Genomic DNA, 14,507 nt, shown 5'->3' with positions numbered 1-14,507 from the left:
GAGTGGTTCGGTCGTGGTCAGCTCGACAGAACCATCCCGCCTAAGCTCTGCCGGGTGGTGAACCCCGAGCCGTCCGGATCCCTCGACCTCCGGCTGGCCGGCCGGGCGCACCGGCGGATCGAGCCGCTGCACTCGCACGTCTACTTCGCCCCCGAGCACGACGAGCACCTGGCGGCGACGGGCCTGCGCCCCGGCCGGATGGCGTACTTCGCCGGCCGGGCGGCGGCGATGGGCGCGGTCGGCCCGGGCGTGGTGACGGCGACCTTCAACAACTTCGCGCCCTCCCTGGTGGCCCGGCACGTGCCGCGGGCGTGGACCCTCGCCGGGCCCGAGCAGGCCGTCGCCGCCCGCCAGGACGCCGCCCGCGCCTCGCTGACCCGGCTGCTCGGCGGACCGGCGGCCGCAGCCGGGGACGACGTGGCGGAGCTGGCCGGCCTGCTGCGCGAGGCCTGCACCGTGCTCACCCCCGAGGGCCGTCCGCTCTACGCCGGGCACGCCGACCTGCCCTGGCCCGACGAGCCGGTGCTCGAGCTCTGGCACGCGGCCACCCTGCTGCGGGAGCACCGCGGCGACGGCCACGTCGTCGCCGTCGTGCGCAGCGGGCTGTCCGGCCTCGAGTCGCTGGTCACCCACACCCTCACCGGCCGGGGCTTCACGCTGCCGGCGGCCAAGGCCACCCGCGGCTGGTCGGACGGGGAATGGGCCGCGGCGCTGCACGCGCTGGAGGCGCGCGGCCACGTCGCCGACGGGGCGCTCACCGAGGCCGGCGCACGCGCCAGGGCCGCGCTCGAGGCGGAGACCGACGCGCTGTCCGCGGCGCCGTTCGAGCACCTGGGCGCCGAGCGCACCGGGCGGGTCGTCCAGCTGGCCGAGGCGCTCGCCGGCCGGCTGCTCGCCGGGGGCGCCTACCCGCCCGGCGTGCTGGCCGGTCGGGGCTGACGGCCGGGCCGACCGTTCACCCGGCCGGCCGCCACCGTGCGGTGCTGCCGGCTGGCATGGCGTGCCACCATGGGCGGCGGCCCGCGGACGCCGGGCTCCGGACGTCCGGGAGGAGGAGGCCATGCGCAGCAGCGAGCCGCCCGGTCCCAGTCCCGAGGTCCCCGCCCGCTGACGCACCCGGTCCGCTCCTGACCGCCTGCTGGATCGCGCACGGGGACCGCTCCGCCGCCCCCGTCCCCCGCGTCCACCCAGGAGCCCGTCGTGGCCGACCGTCGCCGTGCGCCGCTCAGCACCCCCCGTACCGCCCTGACCTCCCTCACCCGCCGGGCCCGTCCGGTGGTGGCCCCGCTGCTGCCCGACCCACCGGCCGTCGAGCCGCCGGTCGGTCGCCGCTCGCCGATGGTCGACAACGGCGTCTATGCCGCCGGCCGCCGGATCGCCACGCCCGCCTCGGCCGCCGAGGGCCACGAGTGGCTGGAGGAGGGCTTCGACGACCGGATGGTGTGGCTGGGCCTCTACCGGCCCGAGCCCGGCGAGCTGGGTGAGCTGGCCGAGCAGTACGAACTGCCCGAGCTGGCCGTCGAGGACGCGATCAAGGCGCACCAGCGGCCGAAGTTCGAGCGCTACGGCGACACGCTGTTCGTCGTCCTCAAGGCCGCCCGGTACCTCGACGCGGCCGAGGAGGTGGAGTTCGGTGAGCTGCACCTGTTCCTCGGCGCGGACTTCGTGATCACCGTCCGGCACAGCGAATCGCCTGACCTGGCGCGGGTGCGCCGCCGGCTGGAGAGCGACCCGGAGCTGCTGGCCCGGGGCAGCGAGGCGGTGCTGTACGCGATCCTCGACGCCGTCGTCGACGGGTACGTGCCGGTGGTCGCCGGCCTGGCCAACGACATCGACGAGATCGAGGTCGAGGTGTTCAGCGGCGACCCGGGGGCTTCGCGGCGCATCTACGAACTTTCGCAGGAGGTGCTGGACTTCCAGCGGGCCGTGCAGCCGCTGACCGGCATCCTCGACGCGATCACCGCGGGCTTCGAGAAGTACCACGTCGACGAGGAGCTGCGCAGCCACCTGCGGGACGTCGCCGACCACGTCACCCAGGTCACCGAGCGGGTGGAGAACTTCCGGGTGCAGCTGCGCGACATCCTGACGGTGAACGCCACGCTGGTCGCGCAGCGACAGAACGACGAGATCCGCGAGCTCACCGAGGCCAGCATCGCGCAGGGCGAGGAGGTCAAGAAGATCTCCGCCTGGGCGGCCATCCTCTTCGCGCCCACCCTCGTCGGCACCGTGTACGGGATGAACTTCGACGACATGCCGGAGCTGTCCTGGCACCTGGGCTACCCGATGGCGCTGGTGCTGATGCTCATGGTGAGCGTCGTCCTGTACCTGGTGTTCAAGCGCCGCGACTGGATCTAGGACGACGCCGGGACGGCGGGGAACACATCCTGGCCGCCACCCGTTACCCTGGATGCATAACTGCACAGGGGGTGATTGGTCTCGACTTCGGTCGTTTGACCAGGGGAAGCGAGCCGAGGAAGGCAACGATGATCTCGTTAACCATCCGTTGCAAAACACCAAGCGCCGATTCCAATCAGCGCGACTTCGCTCTCGCTGCCTGACGGCAGCTAGGCGAGTCTGTCAGCCCGGGTTCGTCATCGGCCCGGATCCTGGCATCAGCTAGATGACTCACCGCGCGTGCCGGTCACGGGTACGCGTGGGACAACAAACAGTGGCTGGGCCCGTCACACCGACTCGTTCACGTGATCGGTGGGGCCGAGCAGAGACAGAGTGAACTGCGCTCGGAGAAGCCCTGGTGAGGCGTCGGAGGACGCGGGTTCGATTCCCGCCACCTCCACACCCCGCACTCCACGAGAGCCCGGGAGGTCATCGACCTCCCGGGCTCTCGTGCGTCCGGCTCCGGCCACGACGGCCCCGGCGGGGTCCGCGGGCGCCGGAGTCCTGGCATCCTCTCTCCCACGGCGCGACGTCGACCGGTGCGCCATGGCTCGGTGGATCATGACTCGGGAGGTCGCATGGGCACGACGGCGGGGCGGGCCACGGGAGAGCCGGACGCGGAGCGCCGCCGCGGCGCCTTCAGCTCCCGGCGCGTCTTCATCCTGGCGGCGATCGGGTCGGCCGTCGGGCTGGGCAACATCTGGCGGTTCCCCTACGTCGCCTACGAGAACGGCGGCGGCGCCTTCGTGCTGCCCTACCTGGTCGCGCTGCTGACCGCCGGCATCCCGTTCCTCCTGCTGGACTACGCGATCGGCCACCGCCACCGCGGCTCTGCGCCGCTCTCCTTCGCCCGGCTGCGCCGCGGCACCGAGGGGCTCGGCTGGTGGCAGGTGGGCATCTGCTTCCTCATCGCCGTCTACTACGCGGCGGTCATCGCCTGGGCGCTGCGCTACACCTTCTTCTCCCTGGACGGTGCGTGGGGCGCCGACCCCGAGGGGTTCTTCTTCGGTGAGTTCCTCCAGGCGGGGGACGTCCAGGTCACCACCGACGTGGTGCCGGGGGTGCTCGTGCCCCTCGTGCTCGTCTGGCTGGCCGTCCTCGCGATCATGGTCCTCGGCGTCCAGCGCGGGATCGGTGCGACCTCGCTGGTCTTCATCCCGGTGCTGGTGCTCGCCTTCGCCGCGCTCGTGGTGCAGGCGCTGCTGCTGCCGGGCGCTGCCACCGGCCTCGACGCGCTGTTCACCCCCGACTGGTCGGCGCTCACCTCGGCTCCCGTCTGGGCCGCCGCGTTCGGCCAGATCTTCTTCTCGCTGTCGATCGGCTTCGGCATCATGATCACGTACGCCTCGTACGTCGGCCGTCGCGAGGACATGATCGGCTCCGGCCTCGTCGTCGGCTTCTCGAACTCCGGTTTCGAGCTGCTCGCCGGCATCGGCGTGTTCGCCGCTCTGGGCTTCATGGCCCAGGCCAGCGGGGTCCCGGTCGGCGAGGTCGCCAGCGACGGGATCGGGCTGGCCTTCATCGCCTTCCCGGCGATCATCAGCGAAGCCCCGGCCGGCGCCCTCCTCGGCGTCCTGTTCTTCGGCTCGCTGGTCATCGCCGGCATCACCTCGCTGGTCAGCGTGATCGAGGTCGTGATCTCCGCCGTCCGCGACAAGCTCGACACCAGCCGCCGCACCGCGACCCTCGTGGTCGGCGTCCCCGCCGCCGTGCTGAGCCTGGTGCTGTTCAGCACGACGAGCGGCATCTACGTGCTCGACGTCGTCGACCACTTCGTCAACCAGTACGGCATCCTCGTCGTGGCGCTGGTCAGCATGCTGGTCGTCGTCTGGGTGCTCCGGGCCCTGGCCGGCCTCGGCGAGCACCTCAACGTCCACGGCCGGCCCCGGGTCGGCGCCGGCTGGCGCGTGCTGACGAGCTTCGTGGCCCCGGTGGGCCTGGCCGTCGTGCTCGTCCTCGCGCTGCGGGACGACCTCGCCGCGCCCTACGAGGACTACCCCGGCTGGTTGCTGCTGGTCTTCGGCTGGCTGCTGGTCGTGGCGCTGCCGGTGGTCGGCTTCCTCCTCGCCCGGCTGCCGTGGCGCGCCGGGACCCACCTGGACGGGCCGCCCCCCGGCTCCGATCCGGCGGCGCCGTTGCAGGCGATCCCCACGACGGACCCGCCCGCCGGCAACCCCCCGGTCACCGGGCACGACGAGGGAGGAACCCGATGAGTACGGCCGCGATCGTGATGATGGTGGTGGCGATGGTCGTGATCTGGGGAGGCCTCGGCCTGGCCATCGCCAGCCTGCTGCGCCACGGTGCCGTCGAGGACCGCACCGAGGATCGACGCCGAGACCCGTGACCTCGGCGGACGACGGGTCGAGGAGGTGCGGCCGCCCGGCACGGTGCAGCGGTGGCGCAGGCTGTGCCGCCCCCGGGTAGGAATGGGCGCATGGAGTTCCGACACCTCGGCCGCAGCGGCCTCAAGATCAGCGAGATCACCTACGGCAACTGGATCACCCACGGCGGGCAGGTCGAGGCCGACGCCGCGACCGCCTGCGTCAGCGCGGCCCTCGACGTCGGCATCACCACCTTCGACACCGCCGACGGCTACGCCGAGGGTCGCGCGGAGCAGGTGCTGGGCAAGGCGCTGGCCGGCGAGCGCCGCGGCGGCATCGAGATCTTCACCAAGGTCTACTGGCCGACCGGGCCGGGCGCCAACGACCGCGGCCTGTCCCGCAAGCACATCCGCGAGTCCATCGAGGGGTCGCTGCGCCGGCTGGGCGTCGACTACGTCGACCTGTACCAGGCCCACCGGTACGACTACGAGACCCCGCTCGAGGAGACGATGGAGGCCTTCGCCGCCGTCGTGCGCGCCGGCCAGGCCCTCTACATCGGCGTCTCCGAGTGGCGGGCCGAGGAGATCCGGGCCGCCAAGGCGCTGGCCGACGAGCTGCACGTGCCGCTGGTGTCCAACCAGCCGCAGTACTCCGCGCTGCACCGGGTGCCCGAGGCCGAGGTGATCCCGGTCTGCCGCGAGCTGGGCATCAGCCAGGTGGTCTTCTCGCCGATCGCGCAGGGGGTGCTCACCGGCAAGTACCGGCCCGGGCAGCCGGTGCCGGACGGGTCGCGGGCCACCGACCAGAAGGGCGGTGGCGCGAACTTCATCTCCCGGTGGCTGAAGGACGACGTCCTGGAGCGGGTCCAGGAGCTCCAGCCGATCGCCGCCGACCTGGGCCTGTCGATGGGCGCACTCGCCGTCGCGTGGGTGCTCCAGGAGGAGAACGTCGCCGCGGCCATCATCGGCGCCAGCCGCCCCGAGCAGGTGCTCGACAACGTCCAGGCCGCCGGGGTCCGCCTCGACCCCGAGGTGAAGCAGCGGATCGACGAGGTCCTGTCCCCGGTCGCGCTGACCGACCCGGCGCTGACCGTGAGCCCGAACCCGCGGCCCTGAGCCATCCGGCCGGGGTGCGGCCCGCCGCGCCCCGGCCGCGCCGGCCGGTTCAGCCGGAGATCTCGGCGCAGGCCAGCCGGCTGCCCGCCGCCTCCGCCGACGGCGCCGCCGCGTCGGTCGCCGCGTGGACGATGAGGGCGCTGCCGTCCTCGTCGAGCAGGTCGCCGAGGTCGCTGGCACCCACCATGCTGCTCATCCGGGCCACCTCCGCCTCGCCGACGATCAGCGGCGGCAGGTCGCCGGGGTCCTCGGTGAACACGATGAGCTCGCCGGCGGAGAGGAAGTCGCCCAGCAGCTGGGGGTCGCCGGGGGCGGCGCTGTCCGGCTCGCAGATCCCGACCTCGTACAGGCCCACCGGATGCGTGCCCGGGCTCAGGCCGCTGGCGTCCACCTCGACCTCCACCCCGCTGTCGGTGTCGGTGAAGGTGGCGGTGCCCAGCACGCTGCCCTCGGGGTCGACCAGCTCGGTGCTGACCTCGACGGGCACCTCGATCGGTTCCTCGACGTCGCCCTCCTGGGTCGCGAAGCTCCCGCCGACACCGGTCGGGTTGTCCCCGCATGCGGCGAGCAGGAGGAGGGCGGCGGTGGCCGGGACGACGGCGGCGGATCTCACGGGGGCTCCTCGAGTCGGCTGTCGGGGTCACCGGCTGCGTGCCCGTCGTCGCGACGGGGACACCCGGGAGGGCCCGGTCGTCACGCAACCGTCACGTCACCGGTCGGCCGCACTCCCGGTTCCGTCGGAGCCGCGTGGCGGTGCGGCCGGGCCGTGCCCCGGCCGGTGCCCGGCGACCCGCGCCGGGTGCGCGGTGCTCGTCCCGGACGGGCGCTGCGCCGGCGTGATCCGCGGCAGCTCGCTGGTCAGCCAGCGCACCGGGCGGCGCTGCGCCGGGCGGCGGGCGGCCAGGAAGTCCAGCGCGATGGCCGCCGTCCAGGACTGGTCCCTGCTGCCCAGCACCTCGCCGGTGAGCGGCTCGTAGTACTCGGCGAAGTTGCAGTCGACCAGTTGCGACAGCCCGGCCAGCCGCAGCGCGTTGGCCGCCTCCGGTTCTCCCGACCGGTTCAGCGCCCACGCCATCAGCCAGTTGAGCACCGGCCACTGCGGGCCGCGCCAGTAGGTGCGTTCGCGGAACGCCGGCGAGGCGGGGGAGACCGACGGCACCACCGGCCAGCGCAGCCGGGAGTTCCCGCACCACCGCGGCCCGAGCAGCAGGTCGCGCTGCCGGCGGGTGACCGCGTCGTCGCCGCCGCACAGCAGCGGCGCGAACCCCGCGGCGCTCTCCACCTCCAGCCACCTGCCGGTGCGCAGGTCCAGGTCGCGGGCCAGCCCGGAGGTCGGGTCGACCGACCGCAGCACCCCGGTGCGGAACCGGCGGGCGATCGCCCGGGACTGCGCCACCCCACCGGCCGCGCCGCCGCCGATGCCCAGCTCCTCCCCCATGTCGGCGAGCAGGTCGCTGGCCGCGGCCAGCAGCGCGGACACCAGCACGTCCCCGACGACGAAATCGCCGGTGGCCCGGTAGGCGGCGTCGTCGTACCGGGTGCGGACCTTCTGTTCCAGCAGCCACAGGTAGCGGGCGTACTCGACGTCGCTGGGCCGCTGCGAGGGATCGGACACGTGGGCCAGGTCGGCCCGGACGAACGGCGGCAGGTCCGGCCCGGGGTGCACGTTGGCGTAGGGGGAGTCCCAGCGCGGGGAGTCGTCCATGCCGGACTCCCAGCCGTGGTGGATCTCCACCAACCCGTAGGAGTACGGGTCGCGGGCGGTGGCCAGGTAGGAGTGCCAGGCCAGCCACGCGTCGAAGGTCTCGACGACGAACGACTCGGCCAGCCGCTGGTCCTCCCCACCCCGGCGGCGGGCGTCGTGCAGGATCCGCGATAGCGCGATCACGTGGATCGGCGGCTGGCAGATGCCCGAGGTGGGCACCCCCGCCGGGCGCGCCGCGGCCACCTGGATGCGCCACCGCGCGGGGCCGGGGAAGTAGTCGCTGGGCTGGTGGAACAGGATGTGCGGGATCATCCCGGTGGCCCACTGGCCGGTCAGCAGCGTGCGCAGCTCGGCCAGCGCCCGGGGCACCGACACGGTGGCGATGCCGAGGGCGACGAAGCCGGCGTCCCAGCTCCACATGTGCGGGTAGAGGGTCGGCGAGGCGACGGTGAAGGCGCCCCGGTCGTTCGCGCGGAGCACGTAGCCGGCCCGGCCGGCCATGAGCCCGATCTCCACCGCACTGGGCTGCGACACGGTCATCGCGGGGGTCGCTCCTCTCGCCGGGCTCCGATCCTCACCCGCCGCCACCCTTGCACCGATGTGGGCGGCGGAGTTCACCGGACGTCACTCGCCCGGCGTCGACGGCTCCCGGCCGCCCCGCCACCAGGGCGCCCGGGCCAGGAAGTACAGGCCGACACCCACCAGCAGCATCACCCCGGCGAACAGCCAGGTGCGTCCCTCCTGCTGGTACAGCAGCAGCAGGCACGATCCGATCGCCAGCACCGGGAGGATGACGGGCGCGGTGAAGTGGTCGTGCCCCACCCGGTCGCGGCGCAGCACCAGCACCGCCACGTTCGTGCTGAGGAAGACCAGCAGGAGCAGCAGGACGACGATGTTCGCCAGCGCGCCCAGGTCGCCGACCAGGGTGAGCGCCATGGCCACCACGGTGGTCACCGCGATCGCCACCCAGGGTGTGCGCCGTCCCGGCAGCACCCGGCCCAACGCCGGCGGCAGCAGCCGCTGCTCGGCCAGGCCGAACACCATCCGGCTGGCCATGATCATCGTCAGCAGTGCACCGTTGGCCACGGCGACGAGCGCGACGAAGCTGAACAGCCAGTCGGGGACGCCGACGCCGCTGGCCTGGACGACGGCCAGCAGCGGGCCCGAGGATGCGGACAGCTCCTCGGCCGGCAGGACGATCGAAGCGGCCAGGCCGACCAGGACGTAGACGACGCCGGCCACCAGCAGCGCGCCGAAGAGGGCGCGCGGGTACACCCGGCTGACGTCCTTGACCTCCTCGGCCACGTTCGCCGAGACCTCGAAGCCGACGAAGGAGTAGTAGGCCAGGATCGCTGCGGCCAGCACGGCCGAGCCCGCCGAGACGCCCTCGGGGAACTGCACCACCCGGCCGACGTCGCCCTCCCCGCGGCCGAGCACGATCGCGCCCAGGACGACGACGAGCAGCAGGCCGCTCACCTCGATCACGGTCATCACCACGTTGGCCCGCACCGACTCCTGGATGCCGCGGGCGTTCAGCAGCGCAACGAGCAGCAGGAACACCAGCGCGGCCGGCACGGCCGGTACGTCGAGGAAGACGGCCAGGTAGTCGCCGGCGAAGGCCAGCGACAGGCCCGCGGCGCTGGTCACGCCGGCGGCGAGCATGCAGTAACCGACCAGGAACGACACGACCGGACGGCGGAACGCCCGCTCGGCGAACACCGCCGAGCCGCCGGCGCGCGGGTACTTGGTGACCAGTTCGGCGTAGGACGCGGCGGTCAGCATCGCCAGCAGCAGCGCGACCAGCATCGGCACCCAGATCGCGCCGCCGGCCTCCCCGGCGATCTCGCCGACCAGCGCGTAGATCCCGGCCCCGAGGACGTCGCCCAGGATGAACAGGAACAGCAGCCTGCCGCTGACCACGCGCCGCAGCGCGGTGCCCGCGCCGTCGCCCCGGCCTACGCTGCCCACCGGACCGGGTCGGTCCGCCTCCTCCTGCGGTCGCTGCGTCACCCGAGGAGTCTTGGCGGGGCCACCCTCCCCGGCAACCGGAGCGCTCGCCCGGCGCCAGGCGGCCGCCACGATGTGCGCGCAGGGCCACTTCTGGTCATCGGGACCGCCACCCGGCGCACTCCGTCGTGGCCACTGTCCACAGGTCCTCGGCCGCACCTCCGACCGGGAGCGCGGACGCGTCAGGCTCGCCGGATGGTGCGCGTCGTCGAGACCGTGGTCGGCCCCGACGGCTGGACGACCTGGGACCGGTTGGTCGCGCAGGTGAGCCCGGCGACCGTGCGGGCGTGGGTCGCGGCCGGGCGCCTGGTGCGCCTGGACACCGGCGTCTACGCCGCGCCGCTCGCGGACTGGCGCACGCGGGCCGCCGCCGTCGCCCGGCAGCGGCACGCGGTGGTCAGCCACGGCACCGCGCTCGCGCTCTGGGGCCTGGTTCCCCCGCCGGACGGGCCGGTGCACCTGAGCGTGGCCCCCGGGCGCAGCGGTCGCGGCTCGTCCGGTGTGGTGCTGCACCGGGGGCGTGACGTCGACTGGCACGTCCGCCGGGTGGCCGGGATGCCGGTGACGTCGGTCGAGCGCTCGCTGGTCGACGCGTGGGGGAGCCCCGGCGGTCTGGACAGGTCTGCGCTGCGGGGCGCCGTCATCGCGGCGGTGCGGGAACGGCGTTGCTCGGCAGGTGACCTCGCGGCCGAGGTGGCGCGCCGGACCCGGCTGCCGTGCCGGGCGGAGCTGGCCGAGCTGGTACGGCTGCTGGCCGAGGGGTGCCGCAGCGAGCTGGAGATCTGGGGGTGCCTGCACGTGCTCCGCGGCCCGGGCATGCCGGCCTTCGTGCAGCAACGGCCGGTGGTCGTGGGAGGAGAGCGCTTCCTGCTGGACGCGGCCTGCGAGGAGGTGCTGCTCGCCGTCGAGATGGACGGCGCCGCGTGGCACGGCTCGCGGACCCAGCGCGAGCGGGACATCCGCCGGGACGCGCTCGTGGCGACGGTCGGCTGGCAGACGCTGCGCTTCGGCCACGCCCGGCTGACGAGGGCCCCCGAGCACTGCCGGCGGGACATCCGGGCCGCCTACGAGGTTCGTCGCCGGCTCTTTCGCCCGAACGGAGTGCGCTGAGTGTCGGTGCGCCCGCCGGGAACCGACACCCGGCGCACGTCGTGCGGCCCCGCGGCGCTGCTCAGCGCTTGGACTTGACGACGACGAGTACGTCCTCGTTCTGCAGCGTGCCGATCAGCGGGTCGTCGAAGCGCAGCGTCCGGCCACCGCGGGTGACCGAGAGCACGATGTCACGCAGCGAGCGGGCGTCCAGCCCGACCTCCGACTGGGCCACGGTCCGCTGGACCAGGTCCAGGCCGCGCCCAGCGGTCAGCAGGTCCTCCACGACGGCCACCACCCGCGGGCTGTCGGTGGACAGCCCCAGCAGCCGGCCGGCTGCCGCCGAGGAGGTGATCACCGAGTCCGCGCCGGACTGGCGCAGCAGACTGGCGTTCTCCTCCTCGCGCACGCTGGCGGTGATCGGCACCGTCGGGTTGAGCTGCCGCACGGTGAGCGCGATCATCACCGCGGCGTCGTCCCGGTTGGCCGCGACGATCACCGCGCGGGCCTTCTCCACCGACGTCCGGCGCAGCACCTCGGCCCGGCCCGCGTCGCCGAGCACCGCGGTCAGGCCGGCCGCGCTGGCCTCCTCGACCGCTGCCGGGTCGGCGTCGACCACCACGATGTTCTCGGCGGCGGTGCCGTTGCCGAGCAGGGCGCGGATGGCGCTGCGGCCCTTGGTGCCGTAGCCGCACACGATGACGTGCTGGCGCACGCGAGACCTCCAGCGTCGGATCCGGAACTCTTCCCGGGAGCTCGCGGTGAGCGCCTCGAGGGTCGTGCCGATCAGGATGAGCAGGAACATCACCCGGAGCGGCGTGATGATCAGGATGTTGACCAGCCGGGCGCCGGACGTCACCGGCACGATGTCGCCGTAGCCGGTGGTGGAGAGGCTCACGGTGGCGTAGTAGGTGGCGTCCAGGAGGCTGATCTCGCCGCCGTTGTTGTCGGTGTAGCCGTCGCGGTCCAGGTAGACGATCGCCACCGTCGTGATGAGCACCAGCGCGGCGATGATCACCCGCCTGCCGACCTGGCGGGTGGGCGTCTGCTCGACGTGGGGCAGCTGCACCCCGCTGTGGTCGCTCAGCATCCGGTTGCTGCGCGGTCCGGTCGGTCGCAGGTCACCGGCGCAGAGTAGTGACCCGCGAGGCCGGGTGCGGGATGCGCGAGGCCGACGCCACTCAACCGGGTGGGCGGTCGTGGTCGGTGACCGCCGCCAGCACGCGGGTCAGCAGCCCGTGCAGCGTCGCGGCCTCCGCGGCGGTGAGCCCCAGGACGGCGGGGTCGGCGAGCGCGCCCAGCACCGGCCCGGCCCGCAGCAGGGCCGCGCGGCCCTCGTCGGTGAGCCGCAGGTCGATCCGCTGCCCGCGGCGCGCGCCACCGGAGCGCTCCACCCAGCCGGCGTCGGTCATCCCGCGCAGCAGTTCGCTCATGCTCTGCGGGGTCAGCTGGAGCCGGCGGGCCAGCTCGGCGGAGGTGAGCACCGGGTCGCGGGCCAGGTGGGTGAGCACGAAGAACGTGTGCGGCCGCAGCCCGACCGTGGCCAGCTGCCGGGCGAACAGCGCGGTCATCGCCGCCCCGGCGCGGGCCACGGCATAGCCGGGCAGGCCGGCGGGGTCGTTCCGCACCCACGCCGGCATCCCCGTCCCGCCGCCCTCGGCGGGTTCCTCGTGCCGCTCCACACCGGTCAGCGTAGGTTGAGCCCGGGCATCAGTCTCCTGATGCTTTCTGCCTGGAGGAGAGATGATGGGCCGACTGACCGACTGGGTGCTCCGCCACCGGCTGCTGGTGGTGCTGGTCTGGCTGGTGCTCGCCGTCACCGGCGGCTACCTCGCACCCACCACGATCGACCGGCTCGGCTTCGACTTCAGCAGCCCGGGCCAGGAGGCCTACGAGGCCAACGTCGACATCGTCGAGCGGTTCGGCAACGGCGGGGACGTCGACCCCCTCGTCGTCGCCGTCACCCTGCCCGAGGGCACCACGGTCGAGGAGTCGACCGAGGAGCTCGCCGCCGCCTACGGCCGGCTGGCCCAGCCGGGGTGGCGCGTCGCCACCCCGCTGCAGGACACCGCCGGCGCGGCCGAGCTGGTCGGCGAGGACGGCCGGACGGCGGTCGCCCTCGTGTGGCCGCCACAGGTCGAGGGCCCCGCCCCCTATGCCGCCGCGCTGCCCCAGCTGGAGGGCGCGCTGTCGGGTGTGACGGTGGCCGGCGCCGAGTTCGTCGTCACCGGCAGCGAGCCGCTGGCCGAGAGCGGCGGCAGCGAGCGGCCGATCATCGTCGAGATCGCGCTGGGCGCCGGCGGCGCGATGGTGGTGCTGGCGCTGGTCTTCGGCTCCCTGCTGGCCCTGGTGCCGCTGCTGATGGCCGGGGTGGCGATCACCACCACGTTCCTGCTGGTGCTCGGGTTGACCACGATCACCGACGTCAGCTTCATCGTGCAGTACCTGGTCGGGCTGATCGGGCTGGGTGTGGCGATCGACTACTCGCTGCTGGTGGTGATGCGCTGGCGGGAGGAACGCGCCGCGGGCGCCGGCAACGACGACGCCGTCCGGATCGCCATGACCACCGCCGGGCGCGCCGTGGTGTTCAGCGGCGTCACCGTCGCCATCTCGCTGCTCTCCCTGGTCGTGCTGCCGCTGCCGTTCCTGCGCACGGTCGGCTTCGGCGGGCTGTTCATCCCCCTGGTCAGTGTGCTGGTCGCGCTCACCCTGCTGCCGGTCATCCTCGCCTCGGCCGGCCGGCGGCTGGAGTGGCCGCGCACCCGGGCCGGCCGGCAGGTGCCGGCCGCTGCGAGCCGCACCTGGCACCGGGTGGGCAGCACCGTCGTCCGGCACCGGTGGACGTCGGCGCTGCTGGCCACCGTGCTGCTCGCCGTGCTCGCCCTGCCGGTCCTCGGCATCCGGCTGGGCTCGCCGGAGGTCGTGGCCACCGCGAACGGCTCCGGCCCAGCGGCCACCGCTTTCCGCGCCGTCGCCGACTCGGGCATCTCGCCGAGCGTGGCCAAGCCGGTCGAGGTGCTCACCGCCGACCGCGCCGAGGCCGTCGACGTGCTCTCCGGCATCGACGGGGTGGCCGGCGTCCTCGCGCCCGAGGGCCCGGCCTGGGAGAGCGGTGGCGTCGGCATGGTCGACGTCGTCCTCGCCACCGATCCCTCCACCGACGCCGGCCGGGACGCGCTCGCCGCGGTCCGCGCCGCGGCGGACGAGCTGCCCGACACCATCGTGGGGGGCACCGCGGCCGGTGACGTCGACTCCGTGGCGGGCATCTACGGCAACGCCTGGTGGATTCTGCTGATCATCGTGGTGATCACCTTCGTGCTGCTGGCCCGGGCGCTGCGCTCGATCTGGCTGCCGATCAAGGCGCTGGTGCTCAACGTCGTCTCGGTGGCGGCCGCCTACGGGATGACCGTGTGGATCTGGCAGGAGGGCCACCTCACCGACCTGCTCTTCGGTGCGACGGCGACCGGCACGCTCACCTTCTGGGTGCCGATCGCGGCCTTCTCGTTCCTGTTCGGCCTGTCGATGGACTACGAGGTGTTCATCCTGAGCCGCATCCGGGAGGGCCACGAGCGGGGGATGACCACCGACGAGGCAACCGTCCACGGCGTCTCCCACACAGGCCGGCTGGTCACCTCTGCCGCCCTGATCCTGTTCCTGGCCTTCGTCGCGCTGTCCACGGTCCCGGTGGTCGACGTCAAAATCTTCGCCACCACCCTGGCGCTGGGCATCCTGCTCGACGCCACCGTGGTGCGGGGCGTGCTCACCCCGGCGCTGGTGGCCGGCTTCGGCGAGTTCAACTGGTGGTGGCCGTTCGGTCGCCGGGCCGAGGTGCCCGGCCGCCGCGCCGACGAGGAGCGAGCGGTCAGCGCGTGAGCA

At 73.7% G+C, this 14,507-nt stretch carries 12 protein-coding genes and 1 other RNA gene; 8 read left to right on the top strand and 5 right to left on the bottom strand.

Annotated features, from left to right (window positions below; all coding sequences use genetic code 11):
- Positions 1–54 precede the first annotated feature (54 nt).
- From ACYVG5_RS06590 to ACYVG5_RS06565, 6 genes are all read left to right on the top strand, one after another.
- A complete protein-coding gene (locus ACYVG5_RS06590; protein WP_460683042.1) occupies positions 55–939 on the top strand; it encodes an SCO6745 family protein in 885 nt (294 codons plus the stop codon).
- Between the two features lie 261 nt (positions 940–1,200).
- On the top strand, positions 1,201–2,355 hold the full coding sequence (locus ACYVG5_RS06585) for a magnesium and cobalt transport protein CorA (RefSeq protein ID WP_222046010.1): 1,155 nt from the start codon (positions 1,201–1,203) through the stop codon (positions 2,353–2,355).
- 67 nt (positions 2,356–2,422) lie between these two features.
- Positions 2,423–2,797: a transfer-messenger RNA gene (ssrA, locus tag ACYVG5_RS06580) on the top strand.
- A gap of 175 nt (positions 2,798–2,972) precedes the next feature.
- Positions 2,973–4,607, top strand: a complete 1,635-nt coding sequence (locus tag ACYVG5_RS06575) for a sodium-dependent transporter (RefSeq protein WP_222046008.1) — start codon at positions 2,973–2,975, stop codon at positions 4,605–4,607.
- Positions 4,604–4,738 (top strand): methionine/alanine import family NSS transporter small subunit, encoded by a 135-nt coding sequence (locus ACYVG5_RS06570; protein WP_222046005.1) that lies wholly within the window; start codon positions 4,604–4,606, stop codon positions 4,736–4,738. Before ACYVG5_RS06575 ends, ACYVG5_RS06570 begins: the two co-directional genes overlap by 4 nt.
- Before the next feature lie 90 nt (positions 4,739–4,828).
- Complete coding sequence (locus ACYVG5_RS06565; RefSeq protein WP_222046003.1) at positions 4,829–5,830, top strand: aldo/keto reductase family protein; 1,002 nt, start codon at positions 4,829–4,831, stop codon at positions 5,828–5,830.
- Between the two features lie 49 nt (positions 5,831–5,879).
- On the opposite strand, the gene ACYVG5_RS06560 is transcribed toward ACYVG5_RS06565, so the two are convergent.
- From ACYVG5_RS06560 to ACYVG5_RS06550, 3 genes are all read right to left on the bottom strand, one after another.
- Positions 5,880–6,443: a superoxide dismutase family protein gene (locus ACYVG5_RS06560; protein ID WP_222046001.1), complete on the bottom strand. Its 564-nt coding sequence runs from the start codon at positions 6,441–6,443 to the stop codon at positions 5,880–5,882.
- A gap of 96 nt (positions 6,444–6,539) precedes the next feature.
- Positions 6,540–8,075 (bottom strand): glucosylglycerate hydrolase, encoded by a 1,536-nt coding sequence (ggh, locus tag ACYVG5_RS06555; RefSeq protein ID WP_222045999.1) that lies wholly within the window; start codon positions 8,073–8,075, stop codon positions 6,540–6,542.
- 84 nt (positions 8,076–8,159) lie between these two features.
- Positions 8,160–9,545, bottom strand: a complete 1,386-nt coding sequence (locus ACYVG5_RS06550) for an APC family permease (RefSeq protein WP_460683041.1) — start codon at positions 9,543–9,545, stop codon at positions 8,160–8,162.
- Between the two features lie 192 nt (positions 9,546–9,737).
- Between ACYVG5_RS06550 and ACYVG5_RS06545 the strand changes: the two genes are divergently transcribed.
- Entirely contained in the window at positions 9,738–10,652 is a 915-nt protein-coding gene (locus tag ACYVG5_RS06545) for a DUF559 domain-containing protein (RefSeq protein WP_222045997.1), read from the top strand.
- Positions 10,653–10,713: 61 nt separating this feature from the next.
- On the opposite strand, the gene ACYVG5_RS06540 is transcribed toward ACYVG5_RS06545, so the two are convergent.
- Both ACYVG5_RS06540 and ACYVG5_RS06535 read right to left on the bottom strand, forming a co-directional pair.
- On the bottom strand, positions 10,714–11,721 hold the full coding sequence (locus ACYVG5_RS06540; RefSeq protein ID WP_222045995.1) for a potassium channel family protein: 1,008 nt from the start codon (positions 11,719–11,721) through the stop codon (positions 10,714–10,716).
- Positions 11,722–11,812: 91 nt separating this feature from the next.
- On the bottom strand, positions 11,813–12,313 hold the full coding sequence (locus ACYVG5_RS06535) for a MarR family winged helix-turn-helix transcriptional regulator (RefSeq protein WP_222045993.1): 501 nt from the start codon (positions 12,311–12,313) through the stop codon (positions 11,813–11,815).
- Between the two features lie 64 nt (positions 12,314–12,377).
- Between ACYVG5_RS06535 and ACYVG5_RS06530 the strand changes: the two genes are divergently transcribed.
- Positions 12,378–14,504 (top strand): MMPL family transporter, encoded by a 2,127-nt coding sequence (locus ACYVG5_RS06530; RefSeq protein ID WP_222045992.1) that lies wholly within the window; start codon positions 12,378–12,380, stop codon positions 14,502–14,504.
- Positions 14,505–14,507: the final 3 nt, after the last annotated feature.

This window comes from Modestobacter lapidis (assembly GCF_054780755.1).
Note: the sequence above shows the minus strand (reverse complement) of the source record. Positions and strands in the feature narration are given on the sequence as shown.

Excerpts from the sequence above, each read along its gene's own strand:
- ACYVG5_RS06570 (WP_222046005.1), top strand. The coding sequence starts at position 4,604 with ATGAGTACGGCCGCGATCGTGATGATGGTGGTGGCGATGGTCGTGATC.
- ACYVG5_RS06540 (WP_222045995.1), bottom strand. The coding sequence starts at position 11,721 with ATGCTGAGCGACCACAGCGGGGTGCAGCTGCCCCACGTCGAGCAGACG.
- ACYVG5_RS06575 (WP_222046008.1), top strand. The coding sequence starts at position 2,973 with ATGGGCACGACGGCGGGGCGGGCCACGGGAGAGCCGGACGCGGAGCGC.
- ggh (WP_222045999.1), bottom strand. The coding sequence starts at position 8,075 with ATGACCGTGTCGCAGCCCAGTGCGGTGGAGATCGGGCTCATGGCCGGC.
- ACYVG5_RS06530 (WP_222045992.1), top strand. The coding sequence starts at position 12,378 with ATGGGCCGACTGACCGACTGGGTGCTCCGCCACCGGCTGCTGGTGGTG.
- ACYVG5_RS06565 (WP_222046003.1), top strand. The coding sequence starts at position 4,829 with ATGGAGTTCCGACACCTCGGCCGCAGCGGCCTCAAGATCAGCGAGATC.
- ACYVG5_RS06545 (WP_222045997.1), top strand. The coding sequence starts at position 9,738 with ATGGTGCGCGTCGTCGAGACCGTGGTCGGCCCCGACGGCTGGACGACC.